Origin of the sequence: Pseudomonas sp. B21-054 (genome assembly GCF_026016345.1) — a bacterium.
Classification (GTDB): Bacteria; Pseudomonadota; Gammaproteobacteria; order Pseudomonadales; family Pseudomonadaceae; genus Aquipseudomonas.
Genome location: NZ_CP087204.1, coordinates 4,173,576 through 4,190,901 on the forward strand (window position 1 = coordinate 4,173,576; position 17,326 = coordinate 4,190,901).

The 17,326-nt window shown below is 63.5% G+C and carries 5 protein-coding genes; all 5 read right to left on the bottom strand.

All coding sequences use genetic code 11. The features are described from left to right. Positions 1-2: 2 nt before the first annotated feature. The 5 genes from LOY70_RS18115 to LOY70_RS18135 all read right to left on the bottom strand — a co-directional run bounded on the left by LOY70_RS18115 (position 3) and on the right by LOY70_RS18135 (position 17,187). Entirely contained in the window at positions 3-428 is a 426-nt protein-coding gene (locus LOY70_RS18115) for an ExbD/TolR family protein (protein ID WP_003201710.1), read from the bottom strand. A gap of 11 nt (positions 429-439) precedes the next feature. Continuing rightward, a complete protein-coding gene (locus tag LOY70_RS18120; protein WP_265028754.1) occupies positions 440-2,239 on the bottom strand; it encodes a DUF2341 domain-containing protein in 1,800 nt (599 codons plus the stop codon). Positions 2,240-2,256: 17 nt separating this feature from the next. After that, positions 2,257-3,861, bottom strand: coding sequence for a ShlB/FhaC/HecB family hemolysin secretion/activation protein (locus LOY70_RS18125; RefSeq protein ID WP_123343309.1), 1,605 nt, complete (start codon positions 3,859-3,861; stop codon positions 2,257-2,259). A 26-nt stretch (positions 3,862-3,887) separates the two neighbouring features. After that, positions 3,888-4,490 carry a transposase gene (locus LOY70_RS30235; RefSeq protein ID WP_123343308.1) on the bottom strand — a complete coding sequence of 201 codons (603 nt, stop codon included), beginning with the start codon at positions 4,488-4,490 and terminating at the stop codon, positions 3,888-3,890. Between the two features lie 259 nt (positions 4,491-4,749). Next, positions 4,750-17,187, bottom strand: a complete 12,438-nt coding sequence (locus LOY70_RS18135) for a filamentous hemagglutinin family protein (RefSeq protein ID WP_265028755.1) — start codon at positions 17,185-17,187, stop codon at positions 4,750-4,752. Positions 17,188-17,326 lie beyond the last annotated feature (139 nt).

The following is a 17,326-nucleotide window of genomic DNA, read 5'->3' on the forward strand; positions in this document are numbered from 1 at the left end:
GATCAGCCCTGGCTCGGTTTGCCGGTCACCAGACCGACTTGGGACAGTTCCAGGCGCCGCAACAGGTCCAGCACTTCGATGACTTTCTGGTACTGCACCGTGGCGTCGCCGCGCACGATCACCGGAAAGTCCGGGCTCTGGGCCTTCTCGATGCGCAGGCGTTCCTCCAGCTCGGCCAGGGTCACCGGGTAGGCATCGAGGAATACCTGGCCGCCGTCATTCACCGAGATCGCCTTGGTCTTGGCCTCCGACAGCGACACCGAGGCGCTGGCCTTGGGCAGGTTGATCTGGATACCCGACACCTGCGCCGTGGCGGTGAGGATGAACATCACCAGCACCACCATGAGCACGTCCACCAGCGGCGTGATGTTGATGCTGTCGACCGCCGCATCATCGTCGTCATCGTGTGAAGCATTTACGCTAGCCATGGCGATGCTCCTCAGGCCGGTACGGACGATTGGACGTGATGGTCGCGGCGATGAGCCACTTCGCCGGACTGGCCTTCGCCGTGCATCTCCGCCAGGCGCGTGATGAACTCGTCGACGAACACCCGCATGTCAGCGTTGACTTCCTTGTTGCGGGTGATCAGGCGGTTGTAGCCAAACAGCGCCGGAATCGCGACGAACAGGCCCATGGCGGTGGCCAGCAAGGCCGCGGCCATGCCCGGGGCGATGGCGTTGATGTTGACGTCGCCGGCCATGGCCGTGCCGAGGAACACCACCATGATCCCCAACACCGTGCCGAGCAGGCCGATGTAGGGGCCGCCGGCAATGGCATTGGAAAGGGTCGAGAGTTTCGAACTCAGTTGCTGGTTTTCCCGGGTGCGCACGCCGTCCATCGAGCAGCGAATCGCCTCGATGGTGGCGGCCGAGACCGACGAGGTATCGGCGCCCTGCTCGCGGCGGGTGCGGATTTCCTTGACCGCCACCAGGTACAGCCGCCACAACGATGAGTGCTGCAGGCGCTGGGCGAGGTCCTGGTCGTCGGCGAACATTTCCAGGCGCGTGCCGATCCGGGCGAACTGCTCGCGGAAGGCTTCGTTGGCGGCACTGAGACGGCTGACCATGCGATTCTTGCGGATCATGATGATCCATGACTGGAACATCATCAGCACCAGTACGGCGATGATCACCCAGGCATCCAGCGGCACGGCGTTGAGCAGGAAACCGAGGCTGCCGAAACCGAAGCCGGACTGTTCTTCATCGACACCATAAGCCACCAATTTCGACTCGGCGCCCTGGGCATTGGCATCGGCCAACAGCAGCGGCGCAGGCCGGGCAACCTTCGACAGGCGTGCCTCGTCCATGGCCCCGCTGAACGGCGCAAAGGTACCGGCGGAAACATCCGACCCCAGGGCGATCGGCGAGTTGAACGCCGGCATGGCCAGCGCCAGGCTCGCGGCTTCACGCCCGTTGACGTACAGCACCACCCGATCACCCGAGGCGGTCAACGCCAGGTGCTGCCATTGGCCGGGGTTCAGCGGCTGGGTCGAGACCGCACGCTGATCATTGATCGCTACGAACGGCACCCCTTGGTTGACCCCAACCAACAGACTGGCGGCGGCTTCGCGACGGGCCAGGACGATTTGTTCGCCGCTGGCCTGGTCCTGGCGCAGCCAGGTGCTGAAAGTGAACGCCGCGCCGGCGCTGTGTTGCAACGAAGGGCTGGCGGGTAACAACAGCGGCTGACCATTGAACTGCAAGGCTCGTCCGATCACGCCGTCGATACTCACGCCGGCCGCGCCCTGGGCATTGTTGCCGTAGGCCGTGGTGTCCTTGGGCGGCACGCCAGTGGCCGTGTCGAAGTGGTACAGCGCGGTGTAATCCGGGTCGAAGGCCAGTTGGCCGCTGGCGGTGGCCGGGGCTTTCTGGTTGCCGTAGTACATCCACAGGTCCTGGCGCTGGCCGCCCTCCACGTTCGGCACATCGACCCAAATCAGCGCCATGCCCATCAGCGGGTCGAAGCTTTCGATCTGGTGATTGAGCACGGTCTTGTCGTCGGCACTGACGAAGCGCAGGTCCGAGCCGTCGTCCTTGACCCCGTCGAACGTAAAGTTGCCGGTGTGCAGGCGCACCAGCAATGCCGTGCGGCCCAGGGCCTGGGCGATGGCCGCGCCTTGGGGCGTGGTGTCCACCGAAATCTGTTTGCGGTAGTGCCAATCGTCCTGCCACCAGGCGTTGGCGGTCGCCGGAAGCAGCAGCCCCAGGCAGATCAACAGCGGTATGAATAAGCGTTGCATGGACATGACTCCTGGGTTCAAAACGTCGCTTGCAGGTTGAAGTGCAGGCGCGATTCCTGTTTCGTGGTGTTCGGCCCGTCGAGCAGCGGGTAGCCCCAGTCGAGGCTGCCGGACAGCCATTTGCTCAGGCTCGCGCGGGTGCCGAGGCCGACGCTGGCGAGGCTGTAATCGGGGTCCTGGTCGGGCAGTTCATCGCGCAGGTACAAATGCGCCCCCTCGGCAAAGGCATAGAAACGCCACTCCTGGACATAGCTGCCGAGAAACTTGGCGAGGGACGGCGTGCGCAGCTCCTGGGACAGCAGGTAGCCGTCGTCACCGGTACGCTCGGCGGCCAGGTAGCCGCGTACCGACGTGGCGCCGCCGGCGGAGAACTGTTCGTTGGAAACCAGCGGCCCGGACGCCAGCTGGAAGGCCGCCTTGGAGGCGGTCTGCCAGTCGTTGCCGAAGGTGAAGGTGTAGTTGCCGTCGCCCTTGAGCACCGCGAAACTGGGGCTGGCGCGATAGCGCTTGTAGTCGAACTCTTCGTCGGTGCTGCCATAGCCGAGCAGGCTGCGGGTACCGGCCACCAGGCTCAGGCCCAAACCCAACTGGCTGGTTTCGGTGTAGCGAAAGCCGTTGTAGGCGAAGGTGAACGGCGCGTACTTGAGCGGCGCCTTGTCGCTGGCACCGCCCAGGTTGAGTTCTTCGTCGAAATCCTTGAAATCCACTCCGACCGAAAAACTGTTGGCCCATGCCCCAGCGGACGGCAGGCTGTAGATCGCCGACACCCCGTAGGAATGACCTTTGCCCAACACGTTACTGCCGCCGACGGTCGCCACGTTGCTGTCGGACTGGTAACCGGAGAACTGCACGCTCCAGCGCTCGCTCAGCGGCGCGGTATAGGAACCCGACCAGACCTTGGCGTTTTCGGTGTCCTGGGGCGCGGTGAAAAAGGTCAGCGAAACGCTGTGGCCCAGTTGCCAGAGGTTGTTGTAGCCAAGGCTGGCGACCGTGCGCAGCTTTTCGGTGTCGGCGCTGTAGTCGTTGTTCAGGCCCAGGCTGGCCTGCCAGGGGTCTTGGTCTTCGACCTGCAAGTCCACGTCCATGGTGCCGGGCCGCTGGCCTTCGCGCACCAGCGGCATCACCTGGCGACCCGGGGTCTTGTTCAGTTGCGCCAGCTCGGTCTGGACCTGGGCGAAGTCCGGCACCTCGCCTTCCTTGAGGGCCGGCACGTCTTCGCGGATTTCCACGGGCGAATAGTGCTTGGCACCCACCACCCGCACCCGGCCAACCTTGGTCTCGCTGACCTGCAGGTAGACGATGCCATCCTCGACTTTCTGTTCCGGCAACTCCACGAACACCGATTGGTAACCGCGAGCCTGATAGACCTTCTGCAGCGCTTCGCGGGCGCCTTCGATGTCGTCCAAGGTCTTTTGTGGGCCCAGGAACGGGTACACCGCTTCCTCAATCGCCCGGGCATCGAGCACGGTGTTGCCCCGCACGAAATACTCGTTCACGTCCACCAGGCGAGCCGGCGCCGCTTCGACCTCAGGCCCTCCTTCTGCCGCATAGGCTGACGGCCCCCCGACCGTCAGCAGCAGCCAGCCCCACAGCGCTGGCCGCAATTTGAAGAAATGCTCCACATCACCCCCTGAATTCAAGATACGGCTCAATTGCTTGCGGTCGATGTCGAGGCGTGCCGGGCCAGCCAGGTGTGCAGCAGCGCGAAGTTCAAGGAGAACTCCGGCATTTGCAGCAAGGCACCACAGAACACTTCACCGATGATTTTCTCGATGAGCCGCACCGCCCGCGCATCGCCCAACAGCGTGGCGAGGTCCTTGCTCAGGACGTTGAAGCTCCAGACCTTCTGGTTCAGGTCCAGGCCGACGAACCAGCGGAACAGCAGGTTGTAATTGAGTTGTTCGTAGAGTTGCTGTTCGCTGGGTACCGAATAGAGCAGTTGCAGCAGCAGGATGTGCATGGCCGTTTGCGGAGCGATCAGCATGCCAGCTTCAGCATTGAGGCCCTGCAGCACGTCGCGATGCTCGGCCAGCAGGTCATCGATCTGCGGCCGTAACAGCACCAGGGAATGACCCTGGGGGATGTAGCTGGACACTTCCTTGAGCGCGCCCTGCCAGTCATCCTGGGAAACGATCCAGACCCACGGCGCGCCGTAGCGATACACCGAGACCGGCTGCTTGCGCGCCGCCTCGACGATCTTCGACAGCCGCTGGTCGAGCTCCTGCATGCCCACTTTCGAATAACGTTCCATAGTCCCCATCGCCTCACTCCCGCCTTCGCGCCCCGGCTCCAAACGACCTGAAAGGTCCCCTCGAACACGTCACACAGGCATGACGGGAATGGCGATGTGCTACCGAACTTTTGTCATGAAAGCTTCATTTGAGAGAGCGCCACTGCTGTCGTGGCGAGGGAGCAGGCTCCCTCGCCACGGGGTAGTGGGTGCCCGATGACGCCCAGGCACAACAAACCCTGTGGGAGCGAGCTTGCTCGCGATGGCGGCAACTCGGTTCCTACAAGCTCAACCGCCCCCGCTCTTCCTCGGTCAACCGCTGCCGCGCCTGTTCATCCAACGGCCCGGCGCCCAACACCTGCACCGGACTGGCGGGATCATAGGCGCGTGGCGCCTCACGGCTGGCGCCGTCGCGGGTTGGGGCCAGTTGCTCTGAACCGAAACTCACCACCTGCACGGTAAACACCGACGCCTGGTTCTGCCGCGCCGCGTTCTGCTGCTGGCGCGCCACGTCCTCCGCCGCTTGTGTCGCCGAGGACGCCGCCGAACTGGCCGAGGTGATGGCGCCGGTGTTCACCGAAGCCGCCAGCGGCACGCCGCTGGATTTGCCCTGAGTCTGGATGTTGGCTGCGTTCACTACGGTCAATGCCGCGATGTTCACGTTGCCCGACACCCGAATCCCCGCCTCGCCCGCATCGATGGTGCCCAGCGGCGCGATCAGATCAATGTCGCCCGGCGCCACTTCGGCAATCGGGTTGAGCGTGGCGATACCGGCGCCAGTGCTCGGCACCGAAGGCGACAGGGTCACATTGCCCCAGGTGTCATACAAACGCTTGGGCGGCGTGTAGACCACGGTGGTCTTCGAACCACGACCGGCGTTGATGTCGCCCTGGGCCGACCAACCGAGGATCGAGCCGCCGAAAGTGGTCATGATCCGGCTCTGTCCCAGCAGGATGCTGTTCTGCGCATACAACTGGATATCGCCCTCGCCCTGGGTGATGACCCCGGCGGTGGACGGCGGCGCGTTGCCTTCGATGCCGAAGGTTTGCCCGCCGCCGGGCGTGAGCATCTGGATGCTGCCACCGAAATCGGTGTGCACCCCCGCCCCGCCGAACATCGTGATGTCGCCCTTGTAGGCAATCGCGTTACCCGCCGCATCCTTGCTTGGGAACAACAAGTCGATCGCTTCTCGCCCACGCAGGTAGCTGCCCTGGCGCACACCGCCGACTTCGTTGTACTCACGACCACCGGCCTTGAGCTCGGCGAAGTACACGTCGCGGGCAAACACCCGCTGCTGCTCCGCCGGCAGCGCTGCGAAGAAACTGCGCGCCTGATCGGTGTCGCCGCTGAAGCCAAAGCGTTCCTTGAGCCACTTCACCAGCTCCGTTTCGTAGGTCTTGGCGACCTTGCCGTCCTGGTCCGCCAGGGGCACACCGGCCAAAGCCTGGTTGGCCGGATCCAGGTACGCCTTGACGAAGCGCTCGTAATCCGCCCCGTTGAGACCCGCGCCGGCTTGCAGCACCAGGCTCGCGCCAGGACGCGAATCCCCTGGCACCACCGCGCCGATACTGGTGATGCTGACCTTGTCGTCCATCAGGATATTGCGCCCGGCGGTGATCTCCATCAGGCCGGGACCGGCGACGTTGAAGCTGCTGTAGAGAATGTCGCGCCCGGCCGAGACGATGGAGATGTCGGTGGGGTTGTTGTGGATGAAAAGGTTGCCGGTGGTGGTGTAATTTCCCGCCCCCCCCACGCCGGTATCCTCATTCAAAGACCCGCCCAGCGGTATGCCGCTGCTGACAATGTCTCGCCCAGCCATCATCCGTACAGGTCCGGCGCCTTCGTAGGCGATTCGCCCCGGCCATCTGCCCGTGGAAACCGAGGTCATCGACCGTCCAGTGGCGACTGCCAGCAAGTCGCCTTCAAGCGCATAGAAGCGAGCAGGATCGACATTAAGGGCCCATTCACTGGAAGCGCTGCTGGTATCGAAGGCAAACAGAGGCAATATTTTCGCACTGGGGCGCGCGGGGTTGCCATTGGCTGAGAGATTACTGGCCTTTATGACGAAACCATCGACAATACCGACAAAGGCTGGCCGCAACGGTGTAGCCAGGGCTGCGGAGGCAGCACCGGAACGACTGACCGACATATCGCCACCATAGATGGAGTCGCCGGCCATGAATTGCAGCTCACTATTGATGCCAGGCGCGAGCAGCAGGGCTGGACGATTGTCGCCGTTGTAGCCTCTGTCATACAGTTCCGAGGACTTCCCGTAATAAAGACTGCCACTGGCTGCCACAGCCCTCAGGATTGATGGATAGACCACCGCCAGATCCGTTGCGGTACTGGATGTGAAAGGTGTCAGGTTACCTCCCGACGACCACAAGTCGACCGCAGTATTGTCTGTCCACAGCGTGAACCAACTCACGCCCGCTCCGTTGGTGTTACCGTCCTTGAAACGTGAGGCGCTCATCATCGGCGCCCGACCCGGGTCGGCGACATCCATTACCACAAGGTCGCCTGAAGTGGTCAGATCGAACGTAGCATCGCCCGGCATGAGGGTCAGTCCGCCGGTCGCAACCCCTCGTGTGGATTTGAAGGAGTCGTAGGCCCGCGTTTCTCCAGGTGACTGTGCTGAGGCAGCGTTGCCATATTGAAGGTCGATTCGACCAATTGCCCCGCTGTCGATCTGCGCGTGGCCCCGCAGGTTGATGACTGCGCCGTTCAGATGCCCGTTCGCGAACAGGCCCTCGGGATTCAAAGCACCACCCACACGCAGATTGAGATCACCACCGCCGGTCAGTTGCAAACTCCCATCGGCACCTACCCGCCCGGTGCTGCCCACGGCAAGCACCAATCCTTGACTGCGGCTGTTGCTGCGCGGCTCAAGAAGACTGCCCGCCATTTGATCGAGTATCCCGGCATCACCGGCCACTTGGACGTTCAGGTCGCCCCCGCCCAGCGTACCGAAACCGGTAAAACCAACCATCAGGTCAGCATTGCTGGGATCCTGCGCAGCGGTATAGCTACCAAAGTTGATCCACCAGGCGGACGGTTGTGCCCCGGTACCCGTGGCGGTTGAGCCGCTGCCTTGGCGCCACAGCCAGTTACCAACGTTGACCGTGTCGTAACCGGTGTCGAAAGAATTGGGCCGCCCATAATTGCTGCTGGAAACATCCATAGCGTTGCCGATCAAGTCACCACCGACCTTCAGGGTCAGGTTGCCGCCTGAGTCAGGGTACCAAGCGCGATAGACACTGTTGATACCGCCGTCCACGAATTGCTCGTTTTCACCTGTTGCGTCATTGAGCACCGTACCTCCTACCCCCAACGCCTTGGGCTGATTGTACGGATCGCCTGCGTAGGTCGCGCTGGCCGAGCTGCCGGCGGTGTAGACCCCGTACAGTGAATCCATTTTCAAATCACCTGCCGACAGCAACTCAAGGTCCGCCGTGCCGGTGCGAATGACGCTCCAGCGCTGGCTGCCCGGCTTATACCCGGGGGGACCACCCACTTCGCAGCGAGACGGGTCGTCGATACACAGGTTAGGATCACCGAACCCAACAAAGTCCACGGGCTGCCCTACCATGCTGGAGTCACCAAAAAACTCCAGCGATCCGGCTTCGGTCCAGACCATATTCGGCACGCCAAATACACCGTAATGACTGTCAGCCAGATGAAGATCGCCATGGGCCGATGCAGGCTTCACGACCCGACTGTCAGCCGCCTGCGTATCGGCGCCGGCCACCAACCGTAGGGACCAGGACTGCGACCCCTCGGCCAGCATCGGCGCGATAGCCCAGTTGCTCCCCGCCACTTCCGCACGCAACTGCACCGACTCAACCCCGGCCGGCAACTTGATGTCGGTACCTGAAGGAATTTTCGAACCCACGCTCAGTGCCAGGGCGCCGTTGAGACGCAGGACGTTGGTCAAGCCGTTACTCGCGTCCGCAATGCTTGGCAACGCAACCCCTTTAGGCCAGATCAGGCTGCCTAGGGTTGTGCTGCTGCTCAGCAGGCTACCTGCTTCCAGCACTGTTCCCGCCTCAAGGGTTTGAGTCGAAACCACCAAAGTGCCGGCCGCGAATAATAAGTTGCCCGAGGCATCATGCACCGCGGCGGCTAGCACCGTACCGGCCGGCAGCACCAGAGGTTGATCAAGCGTCGCGGCCACCGGCAGGCGTGTTCCCGCCGCCAGGGTCGCGCCCTTGAGCGGCACGTCGAAGTTGAGCACCGAGCCGGCCGGAAACGCCGTATCGTCCGCCAGGGTCACGCCGCTGCCGGGCACGACGATATCGCCCGCCGCGAAATCAATGCCCGGCAACAGCACCCAGCCCTTGTCATCGTTGCTGGCCGGTGGCCGGGCAAAACCGTCGGTGATACTGCCATAGATGTTCAGGTCACCCCCGGCGCGCAGAGTCAGCGCACCCGACTCACCGGAGCCGTACACGGCGGTTTTACGCGTATGCGGATTCACACTGGCGTAGCGATAACCGGACAGGTCCAGGTCACCCCGCACCACCAGATCACCGTCGGCCGTCGCGCTGACGATCTCCACGCCGGGCCGTAGGTGGAACGCGTCGGCATATCGAGCGTTGTTCAGACCGGCGAGTTTACGTTGCATCAAATCGCCGTTGGCCAGCGCCGCGTCGATGAAGGCAATACTGTCCTGGTGCTTGCCATCCAGGTACGCCTGGTCGATGACCTGATAAGGGCGTCCGCTGGCCGCCGGATCGCTGCCGTAGGCTGCGTCGCTGTACTGCCACGTACCGTTGACGGCAATCGAACGAGCGCCCTGGATATCCAGGCCACCGCTGGCGTCGATGGCAATGTCGCCCTGGGTCGGAACCGAGCCGGCGCGGCGTGCATTGAGTTCCAGCGTGCCACGGGCACGGCCGTCGTGCTGTCCGGCGGGCGCCGCAGTGCCATGGCGCAAATCGATGCGAGCTCCGTCGGCCAGGGTCAGCACGCCGTTGCGGGAAGTCAGGTCAACGATGGCACGGTTCGGCGAATCGATGATCTTGCCGTAGCTGTCCACCCGCAGACGGCTGCCGTGGGCATCGAGCACCGCGTTGCTGCCCAGGGTCAGGGAGCGCCCGGCCGCGAGCCGGATGCTGCCGACCCGCTCACCGCTGGCGTCCACCTTGCCATTGACCAACAGGCTGCCATTGTCCAGGGACACGTTGATGGATGAGGCCTTGAGTTCGTCGCCGATCACCAAGTCGCCTTGCTTGAGCTGGAAACCACGGGAACCGAATGCCTGACCTTCGTTCAACCGTTGGTTCAACGCCGCGAACTGCTCGCTGAGGCTACCGCTGCCGCCCAGGCCCTGGGCCTGGATTTCCACGCCGCCGGCCAGATACGGCATGGCGGTACCAGCGGCGCCATATTCGCCGGTGCTGCTGCCGAGGATCCGTCCTTGCAGATCGACTACTCCCGCCGTACTGCCCAAGGCCTCCGCACTGAGCCGACCGGCCTGGTTGTGGCGAGCCGAGAGGTCGATGCTTGAGCCACCCGCCTGGCGGATATTGCCGTTCTGGCTTTGCAGGATCACCTCGCCACCGGCGCTGTAGCGCGTGACATCGTTGAAGGTCACTGTGCGCCCCGCCACATCGATCAGCGCCTCATCGGCCAGGGTCAAGTCGTCCGTCGCGCTCAGGGTCAGCTTGCCGCTGGGCAGCATCACCGCACTGGCCAGGTTGAGGCTCTGGCCCTTGAGGGACAACTCGCCCCCGAGCCCGGAGACAGTGCCCGGCTTAGCGGTCGCGCCCGTTACATTGACCGCACCGCCCGCGGTGATGCGGTTGACCGAGCCAGCTTCTCCGGTGAGCAACGGGGTGAGAATATTCAGGTTGCCGCCGCTATAAGCGTAGCCCGTTTTCGCGTCGTAGGCGCCCTGGCTTTGATACACCGCCAGACTGCCTTTGTGGTTGGCGGTCAGGCGTTCGCTGGCACTGAGGTTGACGTTGGCGAAACCCAGCGCAAGACGGCCCAGGGTGGTGACCGAGCTAGGCTGGGTGAAATCGCCATAGCCGAACTCGATACGCTGGGCCTGGATGTCCAGGCGACCGGCCCCGGTGCCAGCACCGCCGGCAATCACCGAACCCGGCGCGCCAACGGCGCCGTTCCAGATCAGGTTGGCGGTGCGAATGGTCGCCACGTCACTGGCGCTGCCTGCGCCATAAATGGCCGGGGTGCTGAGCATCAGGTTGGCCAGCCGCGACTTGCCCGTCGCCGAGTCATAGGTGTCGAGACTGACAGTGCCGTAGAAGTTCAATGCCTCACGGGCCGACAGTTCAAGAGTTTCCAGGGCCGGGGCACCGTATTCGGTGTCCCCGCGCAACAGGCGATCGAGTACCGTCTGGCTCAGGGTCAGACCGCCAGGCAGGACCTGGCGCGTCGCCGCATTGCTCAGGGCCTGGGCGGTACCGACGTTGATATTACTCAGGGCCAGCGTCAGGTGGCGGGTGCCATAGCGCACTCGATCGTCCAGTTCCAGGCTGCCCCCGGTAGCGGCGACGATGCTGCCTTCGGAATGAATCCGGGTCACGCCGCTGCACGGTGTCAGGCTGCATCCGCCGATGTTGATCCTGCCGTTGCTGCCCGATGAGGGTGCCAGCACGTTGAGCAAGCCGTTGGAGGCGGCCAGCAAGCTCAAATCCTGGCCATTCACATTGAGGTCATAGACAAAACCATCACGGGCATCGTAGACAGACGCGCCACGGCCGATGGTGTTGATGGCCGCGCCTTGTTCCATCGACAACTCGCCGTTGGCCAGCAGGAAAACTTCCGGTGCCGCTAACGTCGCGCCTTCACGCAAGATCACCCTGGACGACGCTGCAAATGTCGGCGTGATGTAATTTCCGCCCTGACCATAGAGCGTATAGAACTGGCCGCCAATCACCTGGCGCGATGCATTCAACGCATTGAGGCTTTCGGCATTGAGGGTCACACCCTCGAAGCCAGCCGTGGCCCCGCGCCCATCAGCCACTACCTCCAGCGCGCCCCTCACATTACCCAATACCGTGACAGTGCCGCCATAGCCACCTTTCTGAGGCGCGAACTTACCAACGCCCTTGAAGGAGAACGCTTGGTCTCCCGCCCCAGGGGCCAGCTTCAACTTCAAGGTCTTGGCGTCTACCGGCAACAGGGCTCGCGGCACACCCAGGCGTGCGGCGTCGGCTACAGCGAACTGGGCATAGCTGGTTTCGTTGTACTGCGAATAGCGACGCAGTACATCGCCTGAAGTCAGGATGACTTGACTGGCCAGACTGTTGCGTTGCTCGGTATTGGCCACCGACAGCACCCCGGCGGTGGCCCAGGAGCCGTTGCGCATCTGCAACGCACCCGCCGTGGAGCCCTGACCCGCGAGGCCGTTGACCTCCACCCGGAAAGCCCCAGGCAACAAGGCATAAGTGGACGGCATCAGTGTATAGGTACCCGCGGCCAGCCCGGGCACACCGGCACCGATGGTGATTTGCTGACCGACCCTCGGATCCACCGCGCCACCTTCAGCAGCGACCGGTGCGTATTGGCTCTGATTGCCCGGCACGATGGCGTAGACCGGATTGCTGGACAACCCCGGCAGGGTGAAACCGCCATTGGCGCCGATTTGTACCAGCGGGTTGAAACGCGCGTCAGTAGAGCCTCCACGGCCTGAGATGAAACCGGCGCCAAGCAGTTCACCGCCCCCAGAAAGATCGAGTACCGAGTTTTCCTGGGCCGCCACAGACTTGCCGCCCAGAATCACACCGATGTTCAGGTCGCCGTTGTTGGAGGGCACCGCGCCTTGCCCTAGCAACACAACTTTCTTTCCAGCGTACTGATAGTTCTGCCCATCGACAGTGCCGCCATAAGGCAGAACCAACCCTAGGCCGCTAACCGAGGTCAGGCTGCCCGGCAACAAATCTACTCGAGCCGATACGCCCGCCAAGCTGTCGTTTGTACCGATCTCAAGCAACCCCAAAGGGGCACGGACAACACCACCTTGCTCGATCTTCGCGCTACCCAGTTGCAAGCGCCCGAATACCGAATACGGCACTTGAGGTGCAACCTGAGTGGTGCGTCCGATGACCAGGCTACGCGCCGGGTCATAGAGAATCATGCCGCTACCGGGTTCGGTACCCCAGCCATAGCCTGCCAATATCCGTGCACCGACCCCGGTCGTGGGGTACAACTGCGCCGCTTGCAAGATCATGTCCGAAGGGGTCAGCAATTGGGTAGTGAAGCCTTCAGGCATATATTCGCCAGAGAACCCGGCCAAGAATCGTAGATCACCCCGGCTGTTTAGCTGCACCCGGTCGAAACCGGCACGTTCCAGCGCGACGGTACTGCCGTCGGCCTGCCTCAGCATGCCTTTGCCGCTAAATATCACACTGCCCTGTACATCCAGCAGGTCGGCGTTAACGGAAAACACTGCCTTGTTTGCCAACAGCGATACGCCGCCGCCCTCGATCACTGGCCGGGTATACCCGTCCGGATTTGGTCGACCGGCCGCCGGCCCAGACAGCAGCACATGGGAAGCATTGAGTTGGACCCGAGTATTGGCCGGCGCGTTTGCGCTCGGCCCAAAGCTTCGGGCATACAGCCTCAGGCTTTGGCCGAGAGACAGTGACACGTCGCCGTCGACGCCCAACAGGCCATTGCTCAACAAGGCAAGGCTGTCGAAGCCGCCCGACTGGACCTGGTCCACGCCCAACCGGCCGTGACCGTAGACGAGGGAATCCGCCGAGCTCTCGGCGGTGTCGCCCAGCAGGGTCGCCTGGGCGTTTTGCCCCAGCACCAGTTCACGCACCTGCAAGACCCGGTCACTGACCGCATCGTTGCGGTAATAGGGCGCTTCCAGGGCTACTGACAGACTACCGCCTGCCGCCCCTGTGCCACCCGAACGAGCGCTGAACTCGCCGTCCAGGTACAAACCATTGGCCGACGCCAGGGAAATACTGCCGCCATTGCTCGTCACCGCGGTACGCCCCTGGCCGGGAACATCCAGCACGGCCTGGCTGCCATCCGCTTGCAAGCGCGCACCCTCGCGCACCACCACGAACAACTCGGACGCTGATGCCGAACCTTTCGCGGCATCGATCTGGCCGCCGATGACAATCTGGCCGCCGTCGCGTACCAGTCCATAGGTCTGGCCGCGCATGTCCCGGGCGGTCACGGCACGACTGGAGACGTCGATCAGCGCCTGCTCGCCCACCCAAATGGAGCGACCGTGGCCCTGGGCATTGACCCCTTCGCCCGCACCAATGACGCTCAATCCGGTGAGGCTGACCCGCCCACCCCACGCATTAAGGGTACCGTTGGCAGTCAACTGACCGATGCTGCGCACATCGATGCCCTGGCCCGGATCGACGCTGATGACACTGCCCTTACCCAGGTCTAATACCGTGCTGGCCATGTCGGCTGCGCTGGAGTTCGGGGTACCGGCGGTGAGGCTCAAACTCGCGCCGCGACGCTGGGTGAGGACGCCTTTGATCGCATCTTCCTGATACTGCTCCGGCGTCCAGCGCTGCAAAGCATCCGCCGGTTCTGCGCCACTGACGGTGCTCAACGCCTGCTCGCCGAAACGGTACACCGGCATCGTCACATCGACCTTAGTACCTTCGGCCACCGTCAGGCCTTCATTGCCGGTGATGTCATAGGCCGAGAAGCCCTTGTCGAAGAAATCGCCACCCAGTTGCAAGGTGCCCGGTTCAAGCGGCGAGCCACTGTTGCCGATCAGCACTTTATTGGCCGCCAGCTTCAAGGTCCCGCCACCGTTCACCCCGGTGCCGCGCAGCTCACCGTCCAAGTTCAAGGCGCCGTTACTGGACGACGCGCTTAGACCGGCGGTCAGCGTCAAGTCACCGCCTTTGCCGCCGCGGGTCTTGCCATCGGCCATGACGGCCGCGCCGGAGCTGACGTCGATCAGGCTGCCCTGGCCCACGTCGATATCGCCGCCGCTGCGCACAGACACGGTGCCGCCGTTGATAAACGGCAGGCCCTCGCGGTCACCGCCGTCGAGCAGCAGGTTGCTCCATAGGCCAGAGGTATTTAGCGAAACGCCCTCGCCCAACGTGACCGCAGCTCGAGTACCGGCTGCTGGCACCAACGTGACGTCACCTACCACATAATTCTTGAGGATATCGACCTGTCTCAGGACGTTACCTAACGCAATGCGACCGCTACGGGCCGTCAGATCGGCGTTCACTTCGACCCGCGGCGCGTAAAGCGTAATGTCTCCGCCATCGGCCACTTTGAGGGTGCCGTCGACTTTGATGCCTTCAGCCGCTGCCACCTTGACCGCACCGAGCTGGAAGCCATTGAGCAGCGTGTTATCCAGCACCAACTTGCCTTGCCGGTCGCTGCCGACCACCGAGGTCAGGTCCAGGCCTGCTGCAATCTTGTCGGTCACCTTGCCGACGGTGACCTGATCGAAGGTGGGGTTCAGGCCACTGTTGATCACGCCGCTGCTCTTGTCATAAATCGGCGTGTAGCTGCCCACCCACAACTGGGCGCGTCGGGCCACGGCGTTTTGCGATTGCTGGTAACCGTCGAGGTTGAGGTTCGGCGCCTGGGTCTGGCGTTCACCCTGATAGACCTCGCCGACGATCTGGCCTTCCAGCACGGCGTTACGGGTCGACACCACCAGCTTGCCGGCGTCACGACCGACGGTGTAGCCGGCCTCAAAGCGCTCGCGTGGGGCGATCAGCGGGTTGTAGAAGTACTCGGTCTGGCCCCAGCGCTGGCTGTGGTCTTCATAGCCCTTGTAGATGCCAGTGTAGAGAATGTCCCCCGGCGCCTTGGACAACTCATACAAGCGCCCATTGGGGCCCTTGAGCCAGGACTGACGCAGATAACCGCTCTGCACATCCAGGGTGCCGCCGGACAGGTTCAACTGCGCCGCCTGCTGAGTCACCACGTCGTTGCCGGTGAACGTCAGCGTGCCACCTTGGGCTGCCCATTCACCCATGCTGTGGCCCCGTGTGCCCAGGTAGCCGCCGACCTCCAGCAGCCCACCCGCCGTGTACCAACGGTCGGTGGCGTAACCATTGGTACCCGCCGGCACGTAGATCAAATCACGCACGTCCACCCACACATCGTTATTGGTCAGCTTGCCGCCCTCGCGGTTGACCGGCGCATCACGCTGCTCGTTGCCCTGCACGTTGACCTTGATGGAGTTGGATTCCATCGCCACCTTGACACCGATGGCGCCGGACACATCGATTACCGCACCATCGCGCACCAGGCTGCGACCGGCGGCGCTGACTGCCACTTGGCCGCCGGTGGCCAGGGTGATGGAGCCGTTCTGAAAGTCGACACTGCCGCCACTGACGATCTCGACCCGCGACTGGTCGCTGCGGTCGACCACACTGCTGAGGTTGCTGAACTGGCCGGTGATCAGGTTGTTCGGCGTGCCATCCAGGCCGGCCGGTCCAGCATTGCGCTGGCTGTCCAGGGCACTGCCGCCGGCGGCGTCAAGCAGCACCGCCGTGGCACTGCCCTGCCCCAGGGTCACGCTGCCGGTGCTGTCGCTCGCGGCGTTGAGCAGGTGCACGGTGCCGCGGGTGTCCACCGAACTGCTGGCCACGGCCACGCCGTTCTGCTGCACATTGTGTCCGGTGAGGGTGATGTCGCCGGTGCTGGCCTGGATCAGGCCGCTGTTGATCAACGTGCCGGCGCTGCTGCCCGGCTTGAGGGACGTCGCCACCTCGTTGCCACGGGTGGTGGAACGCAGGTTACCGCTGGTGCCCTGGCCCCGGCGGATGTAGAAGCTGTCGCCCGCCGCCAGGGTGGTCTGGCCCTTGGCGGTGATGATAGAGCCGGCGTTCTCCACTTCACTACCCAGCAACAAGGCATAACCACCACCGGCCGTAGAGGTAGCGGCGCGGTGGGTTTCGATCAGTGCGCCCTGCTGCACTTCGACCTTGCCCGCCGCGTCAGTGAAGGTCGGTTGGCTGCCGGTGGCATCGACATACAAGCCGCGTTTGCTGAATTGCTCATCGCTGATGTTGGCCGCCACCGCCGCCAGGTTGCGTACGTTGACCTGGCTGCTGCCGCTGAACACGATGCCGTTGCGGTTGACCAGCATCACCGTGCCGTTGCCCTTGATCTGGCCCTGGATCTGGCTTGGTCGCGCTTGAGGGTCGTTGACCCGATTGAGCACGGCCCAGTCCGCCTGCTGCTGGAAGTCCACCGTGGTGTTGCGCCCGACGTTAAAGGTTTCCCAGTTGAGAATCGCCTTGTCGGCGGTCTGCTCGATCTTCACCGTGGTCTTGCCGCCGTCCTGGGTCTGCTGCGGTCCTTTGGCGTTGAGCCAGCCCTGGGTCAGGCTGTTATCGACCTTGAGCCCACCCTCGCCCAAGCCGTCGGGCACGACCTGTACCTGGCCGAACGCGGCTTGGCGCCCCGCGGCCTGGGCCGCCTGCTGAGCCGCGATGGCGGCCACGGTGTTGTTGAGGTTGGTCAGCGAACGCTGCAACTGCGCATTGGCCCGTTGCTGTTGTGCCAGGGGCGGCGGCATGCCTGGCGCAGCCGTCGTAGGCCGCCCCGCGCCTCCGGCCTGGGACGCGCCCTTGGCGGCAAACCAGGCCGAACTGAACGCCGTCGCCGCGTGGGCATTGCCGGCTACCAACAGCAGCGCAATGGCCTGGGCCAGTGGCTTGAGCCGCAACATCGACAACTCGCCATCGCGACGAGGGGCGTTCGGGTTCGTCTGGGGTTTGCAGCGCAGCATCCTACTCATCCTTTCGGGTTCGCTCTAAGGGGTCGCAACGCGGTGGTGTCAAGCTGCCAGCGTTGGTTATAGGGGATAGGCGGTTACAGCCGCTCGGGACCGAACGGTTGTCATGAAAATTTCATGTGGCTGTGTTCGC

What these genes read in the sequence shown, in the direction of transcription:
- LOY70_RS30235 (WP_123343308.1), bottom strand. Translation starts at nt 4,490, where the DNA reads ATGGAACGTTATTCGAAAGTGGGCATGCAGGAGCTCGACCAGCGGCTG.
- LOY70_RS18120 (WP_265028754.1), bottom strand. Translation starts at nt 2,239, where the DNA reads ATGCAACGCTTATTCATACCGCTGTTGATCTGCCTGGGGCTGCTGCTT.
- LOY70_RS18135 (WP_265028755.1), bottom strand. Translation starts at nt 17,187, where the DNA reads ATGCTGCGCTGCAAACCCCAGACGAACCCGAACGCCCCTCGTCGCGAT.
- LOY70_RS18115 (WP_003201710.1), bottom strand. Translation starts at nt 428, where the DNA reads ATGGCTAGCGTAAATGCTTCACACGATGACGACGATGATGCGGCGGTC.